The following is a 12,040-nucleotide window of genomic DNA, read 5'->3' on the forward strand; positions in this document are numbered from 1 at the left end:
AACAAGGAAAGCGACAATGACCAAGCACCACTTTCAACTTGCCTACACCATTAACCCACGGCATGACGGCGATGACGACGAGGCCGCCCGCGCCCGGCTGCACTTGCGCAACATCGGCTGGGACACCGTGGACCACATCGAAACCACCCTGCTAGGCGTGGTCCAGCTTTACCAAAGCACCACGGCAGCCCGTGTCGATGAAGCCGAAAAGCAGATTCGCGGCCGCATACACGAAGAGCTCAAAAGCCTGCGTGTGGTGTCGCGGGTGAAGTTTCACGGCAGCCTGATGGTCGACGGCCTGGGCCAGGCCATTTACTTCAGCATCGTGCCCTGAGCCGCGAGCAGTGACCGCACCAGGCGCCCCCGCGCCTGGTGCCATGGCCATCACTTTTCTTGCAGCACTGCCCTGCCCTTCACCGCTCGCGGCCCGCGCCACGCCCAGAACAACAGGCCAGGGAACGGCGCATAGACCACGAAGACGACCCACAGCATCTTGCGTTCTGCGCGGCGGTCACTGCCGATGATGTGCCAGATGGCCCAGATTTCCAGCAGGATCACAAAGGCCGCGATGATGATCCAGATCGTTCCGATTTCCATGAGCACTCTCCCATTTGGCATGTAATGGGTTGGGTTGCAGTGAATGCTGAGGGTTCAGATTGATTTACCTGGTGTCAGGGCGCTATATCCGGTCAACCTCAGTGACGCGCTGCCTGCTCCAGCGCTGCCTGCAACGCCACCGCATCGGCAAACGCCCGCTGGCTCACCAACGCACCGTGCTCCAGTTGCAACCACTGCACCTGGCCCTCCTGCCCCGGATAGCGACTGGCCACCCTTCCTTCACGGTCGAGCAGCACCCGATAGTTGTAATCGCGCATGGCGGGGATCGCGAACAACTTGCTGATCAGCGCCGGCATGCGCTGGATGTCGGCAACGAAGACCGCATCGCGGGCTTCCAAATAGCCCTTGGGCTGCTCGGCCAGTGCCGCCTTCACCAACTTGGCACCGTCCATGTCCCGCGCTACCAGCAGAATATGCGTGCCGGCATCGAGGCTGTACGCTTGGTCGTGCTGGTCGAGCAGCGTCCACGGGGCAAGCTTTTCGCCCGGCTCCAAGGCATTGGCCAGCAACGGCAACAGGCTGAGCAACAGGGTAACGGCATATTTCATCAACGGCATCCTCAATCGTAGAGTCACCTGGCAGATTGCCTTAACACGACCTGAAATACGACAGGCCCACCCGAGAGATTGTCTTTCCCCCGGCCACCCGCCACACTCCGCCTGGCCAGCCAGGAAGCGGAGTCCAGAGTGCCCACCCCACGCCAGTTCAGCAAGAAGACCAGCACCAGCAACATGCTGAGGCTAAAGTCCACCACCGGAAATGCCCAAGCGCCCTATCGGGTCGACTTCGTATTGCTCGAACACTTCTCCATGGCCAGCTTCACCGTGGCCATGGATGTGCTGGTCACGGCCAACCTGCTGCGCGCCGACAGCTTCCAGTTCACCCCACTGTCGCTGGACGGCGACCGGGTGCTGAGCGACCTGGGGCTGGAGCTGGTCGCCAGCGAACTGTCCGCCGAAGCGCTCAAGGAACTCGACCTGCTGATCATCTGCGGTGGCCTGCGCACCCCGCTCAAGTACCCTGAGCTCGACCGCATGCTGGACGACTGCGCCGCCCATGGCATGGCCCTGGGCGGCCTGTGGAACGGCGCCTGGTTCCTGGGCCGCGCAGGCGTGCTGGACGACTACGGTTGCAGCATCCACCCCGAGCAACGCGCCAGCCTCTCTGAACGCAGCCCGCAAACCCGCATCACCCCGGCCAGCTTCACCCTCGACCGCGACCGCCTCAGCGCCGCCAGCCCCAATGGCGCGATGGAGCTGATGCTCGGCCTGGTCCGCAGGCTGTACGGCGATGGCCTGGCCGAAGGCGTCGAAGAAATATTGTCGTTCTCCGGCGCGCGCTATCGCCAGGTCGGGCCCGGGGCGAAAAAGTCCATGAGCCTGCACATGCGCACCATCGTCGAGCTGATGGAAAACAACCTCGAAGAAACCCTCAGCCTCGATCAACTGGCCGCCTACAGCGGGCGCTCACGCCGGCAGATCGACCGCCTGTTCCAGGCCCAACTTGGCACCTCGCCGCGGCGCTACTACATGGAATTGCGCATCACCAAAAGCCGCCGGCTGCTGCAGTATTCCGACCTGTCGGTGATGGAAGTGGCAGTGGCCTGCGGATTCGTGTCGGTGTCGCACTTCAGCAAGTGCTATGCGGCGTACTTCGGCTACCCGCCGTCACGCGAGCAACGGCTGGGCGAGTGACCCCGCTCAGGCGCGGATATAGCGGATGACTGCGTCACAGATCATGTTCTTGTGGCGCTGCTTGATCTCGTCGTCGGCGAGGTCTATCTGGAAGATCTCGCCGAAGGTGTGGCGGTTCGACACCCGGTAGAAGCAGAACGAACTCATCAGCATGTGCAGGTCGATGACCTCGATTCCGGAACGGAACACGCCTTCCTGCTCGCCCCGACGCAGGGTGCTGCCGAGCGCTTCGAGCACCAGGCTGCTCATCTCGCGGATGACCGGCGACTGCTTGACGTACTCGCCATAGTGAATGTTTTCGGTGCAGATGATGCGCACGAAATCGACATTGCGGTCGTGGTGATCGAAGGTGAACTCCACCAGGCGACGGATCGCCTGCTCGGCCGGCAGCGACTCCAGGTCCAGGCTTTGTTCGGTCTTGCGGATATCACCGTAGAGCTTGACCAGGCACTCGACGTACAACTGCTCCTTGCTGCCGAAGTAGTAGTAGATCATGCGTTTGGAGGTGGCGGTGCGCTCGGCGATGGCATCGACGCGCGCGCCGGCCAGGCCCTGCTGGACGAACTCGTTGATGGCGGCCTGAAGGATGTCCTCGCGCGTTTTCTCGGGGTTGTTCTTGCGCGACTTGCGCACCCCTTCGATCTCAGGCTGGCCGAGGCTGACTACGGAATCACTCATACCCACTCACAGGCTGTTTATTGGAATGAGGGGATTATCCGTGAGCGCGGCCATGCAGGGAAGCACGCTGTTGGTCGGGTAGCCATCAAAGGGCATTACAGGCAAACCACTGGCGGCGCTTGTAGTCACGCCCCTCAACCCGCTAGCCTGCGTTTCTCTGCCCCGGACGGACCCTGCCGCATGCAACCGCGTGACCTTGCCGCTTACCTGTTTCTGGCCATTGCCTGGGGCTTTTCCTTTCTGGTGGTGCTCAAGACGGTGCACGCCTTTGGCTGGGTCGGCGCGGTCAGCCTGCGCTCGCTGATTGCCGGCAGTACTTTGGCCATTCTGGGCGCGGTGTGCGGCCGTGCCTTGCGCCTGCGACCGTTGCTGAAACCGCTGCTGGTGATCGGCGCCACTACCGTGGCCGGGCAGTTGATCGGTATGTCTTACGCCACGCCACGGATCGGTACCGCCATGGCGGCGATCTTCGTGGCCACCATCCCGCTGTTCTCGATGATCATCGGCCGTGTCTGGGGGCTGGAGAAGATCACCCTGCAAGGCCTCATCGGCCTGCTGCTGGGCTTTGTCGGCATCGCCATGCTGGTGGGCTTTCCGGCCCAACCGGTCAACGACGTCTTCATCCACGGCTGTATCGCGTCGCTGTTCGGAGCCTTGAGCGCCGCGTTCGGCAGCAACTACGCCAGCCTACACGTGCGTGGCCAGGACCCGTGGACGGTGACCGGCGGCGCATTCCTGGCCGGCGGCCTGATGACCTTGCCGCTGTTGCTGGTGGTGCCCGTGCCTAGCGTGCCCCAGGCCAGCGACTGGCTTTACCTGCTGATCAGCGGCGGGGTCATGAGCGCTACCACGTATGTGCTGTTTTTCGGCCTGGTCGCCCGTATCGGTGCCACCCGCGCCATCAGCGTAGAGTTCGTGGTCACCCTGGTGGCGGTGCTGGTGGGGGCGCTGTTCCTCGATGAAACCTTGAGCCTGCTGCAGGTCGCCGGCGGCGGGGTGATCCTGCTCGGCTGCATGCTGGTGCTGGGCTTGCTGCCCGGGCGCAAGCAACGCCTGCCGAGCTGAACGATCGGTCAGTCACGCTGCGCGGTGCTGCGCTCCATCGGTGGAGTCAGGTGCAGCACGCGGTTGCGCCCGCCCTCAGCCAGCAGGTAGCCGCCCTTGCCATCGGCGACGATAGACTGGGGCGCCTTGAGGAACGACAGCACAGTCTGGCGCGAGCCATCGGCGTCGATACGCAGCAGGCGGGCGCGGTGCGTGTTGTCTTCGCTGATCCACAAACCGCGCTGGTCGCAGAACAGGAAGGTTGGGTTACGCAGGCCATCGACCACCACCGGGTCCTGGCCGTCTTCGGACAACGCCCGGACCTTGCCGTTGGCTTTCTCGGTATACAGCAGGCGGCCATCGCTGCAGCGGGTCAGGCCTTCGGTTTCGGTAAGCCCGGAACGCAGCACGTCAAGCTGGCCAGTGCGCCAGTCATAGCGCATCAAGCGGCCATTGCCCTTGCGGTCCTCGATGGCATAGAGGAAATCGCCATCATTCCACAACCCTTGCACGCTCTCGCCGTCGAACAGCCGGGTCACCTGGCCATCGCGCGACAGGCTGACCGGCGCGAAGCCCCCTTCCTGGCTGAACACCCAGCCGCCGTCGACGGCGACCATGCCATCAGGTTTGGACAGGTTGTCGATCACCACGACCCGGTCGCCCTGGGCGGTGATCTTGAGGATGCTGCCTTTGCCGTCGTCCAGTTCGCGGCTGACCAGCAGGCTGCCGTCAGCTTGTGGCAGCAACGAGGCTGCTTTGGCCACGTCGCGGTGCAACACGTCGACGTCCCAGCCGCTGGCAGCCTGGACGGGGTAGAAACTCTGCCAGGCAAAGAAGCCAAGCGTGGCCGCGAGTAGGCTGGCAGTAGCGGTCAGGGCGATGCGGGTGCTGCGCTTGCGCAGGATGTGCGGCATGAAAAGGCTCCTCAAACGTGATCGGGATCCTAACAAAGCGATGTGAAAAAAAGTGATGGCACAGTGCCCTTCTGTGCAATCGCACGCCGCTAAACTACAAAAAGGATATAACAATAACTAAACATTCTAACCAAATGGAATTAAAAAATTGAAAGCCAAACGCCACCTCCTTAGTCTGGGCGCACGGATTACCACCCCCTTCCAGGAGCCCCCCTCATGCCCACCCGTGCCTTTTCCCCCTTGCGCCGCCTGTTGATCGGCGGCCTATTGGCCAGTGTCGCCAGCGCCTTGCTGCCCTGTTCCAACGCCCTCGCCGAAGACGCCAAAACCCTGCGGATCGGCTATCAGAAATTCAACAGCATCAACATTCTCAAAGGCAGTGGTGCCCTGGAGAAGGCCCTCGCCCCGCAGGGGGTGACCGTCAGCTGGCACGAGTTCGCCGCGGGCCCGCAACTGCTCGAAGCGCTGAGCACCGGCGCCATTGACCTCGGCCACGCCGCCGACGCCCCCTCGGTCTTTGCCCAGGCCGCCGGCAAGCCAGTGGTTTACCTGGCCGCCGAGCAACCCTACCCGCGCGGTATCGGCCTGGTGGTACGCGAACAGGACCACCTCACAGGCGTGCAGGACCTCAAAGGCAAGCGGGTGGCTACCGGCCGTGGCTGGAACGCGCAATACCTGTTGGCCGTCGCACTGGAGCAAGCCGGCCTGAGCTACCAGGACATCACCCCCGCCTACGTCAATAACGCAGCTGATGCCGTGGCCGCCCTGCAATCGGGCAGCGTCCAGGCCGTGACCCTGTGGGACCCGTTCCTTGCCGCGGCAGAAAGCCAGCCGGGCTTGAAGAACCTGCGTGACGGCAGTGGCTTGTCCAATAACCGCACCTTCTACCTGTCCACCGCGGCATTCGCCGACCAGCACCGCGCCCTGCTCAAGACCTTCTTCGCCGAGCTGGGCAAGGTCAGCCAATGGGCCAACGCCAAGCCCGCCGAAGTCGCCGCGCTGCTGGCGCCGCAGCTGGGGATCAAGGCCGATGTGCTGGAAGTGGCCAGCGAGCGCCGTAACTACAACGCCGTCGCCATCACCCCGCAGATCGTCGCCGAACAGCAGAAGCTGGCCGACACCTTCCAGGGCCTGGGCCTGATCCCGCGTAAGTTGCAGGTAGCCGATGCGGTCTACCCGGCTTCCGTGCTGCCGTGACCGGAGAATGACCGCCATGCCCCGCCCGATCCGCTTCAACGCGTTCAGCATGAACGCCGCCAGCCACCAGTCCCCCGGCCTGTGGCGCCACCCGCGTAACACCAGCGTGGCCTTCAACCGCCTGGGCTACTGGACCGACCTGGCCCGCCTGCTGGAGCGCGGCCTGTTCGACGCACTGTTCATTGCCGACGTACTGGGCATCTACGACGTCTACCAGGGCGGCCCTGAAGCGGCCTTGCGCGGGGGTGTGCAGGTGCCGGTCAACGACCCGCTGCTGCTGGTCCCGGCCATGGCCGGCGTAACCGAGCACCTGGGCTTTGGTGTGACTTTTTCACTGACCTACGAACACCCCTACCCCTTTGCCCGGCGCATGTCCACGCTCGACCACCTGAGCAATGGCCGTGTCGGCTGGAACATCGTCACCGGCTACCTGGACAGCGCCGCGCGTAATCTGGGCCTGGCCCGCCAACTGGGCCACGACCAACGTTACGACCTGGCCGAGGAATACCTGCAGGTGCTGTACAAACTGTGGGAAAAAAGCTGGGACGACGACGCGGTGGTGCTGGAGCGTGACAGCGGCCGTTATATCGACCCTTCCCGGGTCCACCCGATCGGCCACGTCGGCGAGCACTTCCAGGTGCCCGGCACACACCTGTGCCAGCCCTCGCCGCAACGCACGCCGGTGTTGTTCCAGGCTGGCGCCTCGGCACGCGGCCAGCAGTTTGCCGCGCAGCATGCCGAGTGCGTGTTCATCAGCGGGCCGACGACCACGGTACTGCGCCGCTATGCCGATGGCATTCGCCAGGCCAGCGAAGTGGCCGGGCGTGGTCGCGACGAGGTGTTGATCTACGCCCAGGCACTGTTGATCGTCGCCCCCACGCGTGAAGAGGCCGAAGCCCGCTTTGCCGAGTACCGGGGCTATGTCGACCTGGACGCCGCGCTGGCCCTGCTGTCGGGCTGGACCGGCATCGACTTCGCCGGCCTCGACCCCGACGCACCGATCGAGTATGTCGAGAACGATGCCGGCCGCGCCGCCCTGGCCGCCTTCACCGCAGCCGACCCTAACCGCCGCTGGACCGTGCGCGAAGCGGCCGAATTTGTCGGCCTGGGGGGCCGTGGCCCGGTCCTGGTGGGCGCTGCCACTGACATCGCCGACCAGTTGGAAACGTGGCTGGACGAGACCGGCATCGACGGTTTCAACCTCACGTACGCGGTGCAACCGGACGACCTGGCCAACGTCGTCGAGCTGCTGGTGCCCGAGCTGCAACGCCGCGGCCGCTACCCCTTGCACTACCAGGACGGCACCCTGCGTCACAAGCTGTTCGGCCAAGGCGACCGCTTGCCGGAGCAGCATGCAGGGCGCCAGGTTAGCATTCAGCAAGCAAATACCGGGTATTCCAACATTTAATTTGTAGATGGCACGCGCTCGACCCTATTCTGTCGGCACATCCCCTGCGCCGCACCGGCCGGTGCGGTTCACGGCACGGGGAGAGAACAACAAGTCGAGATCGTCCATGTCGAATCATTCCTACTTCGCCCCCCACGGTGGGCACCCAGCTCAAACCGAGCTGCTGACTGACCGTGCCATGTTCACCGAAGCCTATGCCGTCATCCCCAAGGGCGTGATGCGTGACATCGTCACCAGCCACCTGCCGTTCTGGGACAAGATGCGCATGTGGGTCATCGCCCGCCCATTGACCGGCTTTGCCGAGACCTTCTCGCAGTACATCGTCGAAGTGGCCCCGGAAGGCGGCAGCGAGCGCCCAGAGTTGGACGTAAACGCTGAAGCCGTGGTGTTCGTGGTCGAGGGTGAGCTCGACATCACCCTGGAAGGCAAGCCCCACACCCTGAAGCAAGGCGGCTACGCCTTCATCGCCCCAGGCGCCGAATGGAGCCTGCGCAACCACAGCAAGGCCAACGTCACCTTCCACTGGCTGCGCAAGCACTACCAGAAGGTTGAAGGCCTGGACCTGCCAGAGTCCTTCGTCACCCACCGTGACAACGCCACCGTCATCGAAATGCCGGGCACCGAAGGCCGCTGGAAAACCACCCGCTTCGTCGACATGGCCGACATGCGCCACGACATGCACGTCAATATCGTGACCTTCCAGCCGGGCGGCGTGATTCCGTTCGCTGAAACCCACGTCATGGAACATGGCCTGTACGTGCTGGAAGGCAAGGCTGTGTACCGCCTGAACCAGGACTGGGTCGAAGTCGAAGCCGGTGACTTCATGTGGCTGCGCGCCTTCTGCCCGCAAGCCTGCTACGCCGGTGGCCCAGGCAACTTTAGCTACCTGCTGTACAAGGACGTCAACCGCCACGTGCACCTGACGCTCAACCCACAGCGCTAAGCGTTTAGTTAAGCCCAGCCTGTTGGACCGAAGCCCGCCTCCCTGGCGGGCTTTCTGTTTGCCGCTCATACTGAACAATCCTGCCCTGCGCGGTGCTCACCATGAACCGCTACCGCCTGCTTGCCGCCTTGTTGCTGGCGCTGTCCAGTACCGTTCAGGCGACCGACGACTGGAACCTGGCCTACGACAGGGAAGGCATTCGTGTCTACCTCAGCGGCGCCGGCGATTCCCCCTACCAGCAGTTTCGCGGTGTCAGCACCATGAAGGCCAGCGTACGCACGTTGACAGACCTGCAGGAAAACCTGCGCGTGGCCTGCAAATGGCTGTATGCCTGCGCCGAGATGCGCTTGCTGGAGGTCGACGGCGACAGTACCTGGGTCTACCTGACCACCAACCTGCCGTGGCCGACCCTGCCGCGGGACATCGTGGTCAAGGTGACCACCGAACAGCGCGACGACGGCACCCTGCTGCGCCACCTGAGCGCCGACCCTGGCAAGATCCCCGAAGTGGAGGGGCTGATCCGCGTGCAGCGCCTTAGTGGTCAGTGGGTGATGAAACCGCTGGGTGACAAGCAGACCGAAGTCACGTACCAGCTCAAGGCAGACCCGGCCGGGGATGTGCCGGGGTGGCTGGCCAACCGCTTTGTGGTGGATGCCCCGGTGGTGACGTTACGCACGCTGCGGGCAGTGGCCGAGCGCCAGCACTGAAGGCATGCTGGCGACTACCGCCCTGGCGGTTTTTCTGCCACTGTCTGGGCGCGACGCGGACCAGCGCGTCGCGCCTTGCCAGGACGTCGCATGAAAACACAAGAATACGGCAACAAGCACAAAGGCTACCGGCGCATCATCCCGTCGATGACGGCACTGCTCGAATTCGAAGCCGTGGCCCGGCACAACAGCTTCACCCTGGCCGCGCAGGAGTTGGGCGTGACCCAGGCAGCGGTGAGCAAACAGGTCAAGCAGCTCGAAGAAACCCTCGGCAGCCAGCTGTTCCAGCGCCTGCACCGGGGCGTGCGCCTGACCAGCGAGGGCCAGGCCCTGTATGCGGTCATTTCCGATTCGCTGCAAAAGATCGCCTCGGTCTTCGACCGCCTCAGCGAGGGTGGCAATGAGCAAGAACTGGTGCTGAGCTGCACCGCGACGTTTTCCCAGCTGCGGGTCATGCCGCGCCTGGGCACCTTGCGCACCGCCCTGCCCCACGTGCGCCTGCGCCTGGCCACACAGATGTTCATGGGCGACCTGCGCAATCACGATGTCGATCTGCTGGTGCGCTATGGCAACGGGCGCTGGGAGGACGGCACCGCCGTGCAGCTGTTCGAGGAAGAAATATTTCCGGTGTGTTCACCCGACTGGCTCACCCGCAACAGCCTGCCGGAGTCACTAGAAGGGCTGTACGGCGCCGACTTGCTCGATGCCGATGCCACGACCGAGGGCTGGATGACCTGGCCTACCTGGTTCCGCGAAGCGGGTGGGCACCCGCCCAAACTTCGCTACAGCCTGCGTTGCCACTTGTACGCCGACACCGTCCAGGCGGCGCTGCATGGGCATGGTGTGGCGCTGGGGTGGGGTCGAATGGTCGATCACCTGTTGGCGTCCGGTGAGCTGGTGCGCCTGACCGACCTGGTGGTCAAACCCCGCGAGGCCTACTACTTGGTAGTGCCCCATGGCCGCAGCACTACCCCGACCATTCTGGGCTTGGTGGACTGGCTGCGCGACAGCTGAAAGCGACAGTGGCCGTGGGCGATACCCCAGGGCCAACTGCACTGCGCTTCAGGAAGCCGTAGCCGCTACTTGCCGAGCGCACACCTTAACCCGGCGCCGGTAGGCGAGCAGCAAGCCGATGTACCACAGCGGCATCACATACAGCGCGGTGCGTGTGTCAGGCTCGAGCGCCAACAGGCACAACACGAAGATCAGGAACAGCTGTGCCGATGCCGCCGTCACTTTGCCACCTGGCAGCTTGAACCTGGACTGCTCATGCGCCTTGGGGTTTTGCCGACGGTAGGCAAAGTAGGACATCAGGATCAGCGACCAGGTGACGATGATCATCACCGCCGAAATGGTCGACACCAACGTGAAGACCGTCATGACCTCCGGGATCACGAACAACAGCGTCAGCGCAATCGCCATGCACACCCCCGAAAACACCAGCGCCCTGACCGGCGTACCCGACCCGGACAGCCGCCCGAACGCGGTCGGCGCCTGTTGCTGGTGGGACAGGCCGTAAAGCATCCGCGACCCCGAATACACACCGCTGTTGGCCGACGAGGCGGCAGACGTCAGCACCACGAAATTGATGATGCCGGCCGCAGCCGGCAGGCCGCCCAGCAGGAACAGCTCGACGAACGGGCTGCGGTTTGCCGGCACATTTGCCCACGAGACCACGCTGATGATGCACACCAGCGAGCAGATGTAGAACAACAGGATGCGCACGGGAATGGTGTTGATCGCTTTGGGCAGGGTCTTTTCCGGGTCCTTGGCCTCTGCGGCCGCGGTACCGATCAGTTCGGTGCCCACGAACGAGAAAATCGCGATCTGGAAGCCGGCGAGGAAGCCGAGAATGCCATGGGGCATGACCACACCGGGTGCCACCAGATGGCTGAAGGACGCCGTGACCCCGGCTGGCGACGTGTAGGACGTGGCCACCATCACCAGCCCCGTGACCACCAGCAGCACGATCGCCACGATCTTGATCAGCCCGAACCAGAACTCGACCTCGCCAAACGCCTTTACCGCCAGCATGTTCAGGCCCAGCAGCAGGAACATCGTGGCAAATGCCGGTAGCCAGGTGGGCACCTCGGGGTACCAGTACTGGAAGAAGCCTGCCACTACGACCACATCACCCACCGCCGCGACCACCCAACTGAGCCAGTAGGACCAGCTGAGGATGAAACCGGCGCGTGGCCCCAGGTAGTTGTGTACCAGGTCTGCGAACGACTCCATGTGCAGGTTGGCCAGCAGCATCTCGCCCATCGCACGCATGATGCAGAACACGAAAAAGCCGATGATGGCGTACACCAAAATGATCGAAGTGCCGGAAAGCGCAATGATCTTGCCCGAGCCCATGAACAGCCCGGTGCCGATCGCACCACTGATCGAAATGAGCTGAATGTGCCTGTTTTCCAGCCGTCGCTTCAGCGTACGGCCAGGCTGCCCAGTCGCGTCTTGCGAGTTGCACGTTTGCTGCATAGTTGACCTCTTATTCTTTTTCTGTGAAACCACATCCCTTCACTGCGCACTTTAATTGGTACGCACGTGCACACGTGTTGTAATAACAAGCGCAGCAGGCATGGGTATTAACGCAGACGGAAATACACGCCCCGACGAAACTTCTCATCAGGCTTAATTAATTATGAAAGCCCATCACACGTGCACGCCGATTAATCTGGTCATGCCCGGCAAGACATTTAAACGTGAAACACAGGGTGCTGACGCTGTTTCATTTTGCCAGCCGTTGTGGTCAATCGGAACGCTACAGACTGCACACACGAAATGGGATTTGTTGCACTGTGAAAGGCCGGGGTGACAGTTTGCGCCAGGCGCCT

General features: G+C 63.2%; 13 protein-coding genes. 8 read left to right on the plus strand and 5 right to left on the minus strand.

Features of this window, described 5'->3' with window-relative positions; genetic code table 11:
• Positions 1-16: 16 nt before the first annotated feature.
• Positions 17-334 (plus strand): hypothetical protein, encoded by a 318-nt coding sequence (locus HU750_RS12900; RefSeq protein ID WP_186680142.1) that lies wholly within the window; start codon positions 17-19, stop codon positions 332-334.
• 50 nt (positions 335-384) lie between these two features.
• Here HU750_RS12900 and HU750_RS12905 read toward each other — a convergent pair whose 3' ends face one another.
• Complete coding sequence (locus tag HU750_RS12905; RefSeq protein WP_027593522.1) at positions 385-597, minus strand: PLDc N-terminal domain-containing protein; 213 nt, start codon at positions 595-597, stop codon at positions 385-387.
• A gap of 98 nt (positions 598-695) precedes the next feature.
• Positions 696-1,166, minus strand: a complete 471-nt coding sequence (locus HU750_RS12910; RefSeq protein ID WP_186680145.1) for an FAD/FMN-containing dehydrogenase — start codon at positions 1,164-1,166, stop codon at positions 696-698.
• A 138-nt stretch (positions 1,167-1,304) separates the two neighbouring features.
• Between HU750_RS12910 and HU750_RS12915 the strand changes: the two genes are divergently transcribed.
• Entirely contained in the window at positions 1,305-2,312 is a 1,008-nt protein-coding gene (locus HU750_RS12915) for a GlxA family transcriptional regulator (RefSeq protein WP_027593523.1), read from the plus strand.
• A 6-nt stretch (positions 2,313-2,318) separates the two neighbouring features.
• Here the strand turns inward: HU750_RS12915 and HU750_RS12920 are convergent, their stop codons facing one another.
• On the minus strand, positions 2,319-2,990 hold the full coding sequence (locus HU750_RS12920) for a TetR/AcrR family transcriptional regulator (RefSeq protein ID WP_027593524.1): 672 nt from the start codon (positions 2,988-2,990) through the stop codon (positions 2,319-2,321).
• 180 nt (positions 2,991-3,170) lie between these two features.
• Between HU750_RS12920 and HU750_RS12925 the strand changes: the two genes are divergently transcribed.
• The gene (locus HU750_RS12925) at positions 3,171-4,055 is read left to right on the plus strand and encodes a DMT family transporter (RefSeq protein WP_027593525.1); all 885 of its coding nucleotides are present in this window, start codon (positions 3,171-3,173) and stop codon (positions 4,053-4,055) included.
• Positions 4,056-4,063: 8 nt separating this feature from the next.
• On the opposite strand, the gene HU750_RS12930 is transcribed toward HU750_RS12925, so the two are convergent.
• Positions 4,064-4,948 carry an NHL repeat-containing protein gene (locus HU750_RS12930; RefSeq protein ID WP_186680148.1) on the minus strand — a complete coding sequence of 295 codons (885 nt, stop codon included), beginning with the start codon at positions 4,946-4,948 and terminating at the stop codon, positions 4,064-4,066.
• 216 nt (positions 4,949-5,164) lie between these two features.
• On the opposite strand from HU750_RS12930, the gene HU750_RS12935 reads away from it, so the two are divergent.
• The 5 genes from HU750_RS12935 to HU750_RS12955 all read left to right on the plus strand — a co-directional run bounded on the left by HU750_RS12935 (position 5,165) and on the right by HU750_RS12955 (position 10,217).
• Positions 5,165-6,145 carry an aliphatic sulfonate ABC transporter substrate-binding protein gene (locus tag HU750_RS12935; RefSeq protein ID WP_186680161.1) on the plus strand — a complete coding sequence of 327 codons (981 nt, stop codon included), beginning with the start codon at positions 5,165-5,167 and terminating at the stop codon, positions 6,143-6,145.
• A 16-nt stretch (positions 6,146-6,161) separates the two neighbouring features.
• On the plus strand, positions 6,162-7,553 hold the full coding sequence (locus HU750_RS12940; protein WP_186680174.1) for an LLM class flavin-dependent oxidoreductase: 1,392 nt from the start codon (positions 6,162-6,164) through the stop codon (positions 7,551-7,553).
• Between the two features lie 106 nt (positions 7,554-7,659).
• A complete protein-coding gene (locus tag HU750_RS12945) occupies positions 7,660-8,496 on the plus strand; it encodes a bifunctional allantoicase/(S)-ureidoglycine aminohydrolase (protein WP_186680176.1) in 837 nt (278 codons plus the stop codon).
• A gap of 101 nt (positions 8,497-8,597) precedes the next feature.
• Positions 8,598-9,203, plus strand: a complete 606-nt coding sequence (locus HU750_RS12950) for an START domain-containing protein (protein ID WP_186680179.1) — start codon at positions 8,598-8,600, stop codon at positions 9,201-9,203.
• 90 nt (positions 9,204-9,293) lie between these two features.
• The gene (locus HU750_RS12955) at positions 9,294-10,217 is read left to right on the plus strand and encodes a LysR substrate-binding domain-containing protein (RefSeq protein ID WP_186680182.1); all 924 of its coding nucleotides are present in this window, start codon (positions 9,294-9,296) and stop codon (positions 10,215-10,217) included.
• Positions 10,218-10,265: 48 nt separating this feature from the next.
• Here HU750_RS12955 and HU750_RS12960 read toward each other — a convergent pair whose 3' ends face one another.
• On the minus strand, positions 10,266-11,684 hold the full coding sequence (locus HU750_RS12960; RefSeq protein WP_186680185.1) for an amino acid permease: 1,419 nt from the start codon (positions 11,682-11,684) through the stop codon (positions 10,266-10,268).
• Between the last annotated feature and the right edge of the window lie 356 nt (positions 11,685-12,040).

Source organism: Pseudomonas sp. SWRI50 (assembly GCF_014269095.1).
Taxonomy (GTDB): domain Bacteria; phylum Pseudomonadota; class Gammaproteobacteria; order Pseudomonadales; family Pseudomonadaceae; genus Aquipseudomonas; species Aquipseudomonas kermanshahensis.